The organism is Janthinobacterium sp. NKUCC06_STL, assembly GCF_019345455.1.
Taxonomy (GTDB): Bacteria; Pseudomonadota; Gammaproteobacteria; order Burkholderiales; family Burkholderiaceae_D; genus Janthinobacterium; species Janthinobacterium rivuli.
This window is the reverse complement of record NZ_JAHKQY010000041.1, coordinates 1-292: the sequence shown is the minus strand read 5'-3', so window position 1 is coordinate 292 and position 292 is coordinate 1. Positions and strand designations below refer to the sequence as shown.

At 43.2% G+C, this 292-nt stretch carries 1 tRNA gene; it reads left to right on the top strand.

Annotation, left to right across the window (positions count from 1 at the left end):
- Nucleotides 1-35 precede the first annotated feature (35 nt).
- Nucleotides 36-111 (top strand) — tRNA-Ala (locus tag KO539_RS29905).
- Nucleotides 112-292: the final 181 nt, after the last annotated feature.

Genomic DNA, 292 nt, shown 5'->3' with positions numbered 1-292 from the left:
CCAACCAGCCCTACCAGCTAATTAGTAAAATCTCAGGGGGATTAGCTCAGCTGGGAGAGCACCTGCTTTGCAAGCAGGGGGTCGTCGGTTCGATCCCGTCATCCTCCACCACGTTTTACTCGAAAGTACAAATGTAAGCCTGTGGGTTTAGATTTGATCTTTTAGCGATCAAAGCTGTTTCGTTCTTTAACAATCTGGAAGAAGTAAAGATTATTTATTGATCGGTTTGCCGTAAAAAGCGAATCGATGGGTAATGATTGTATGTATCAACAAACAAGCAACAACGTTGTAC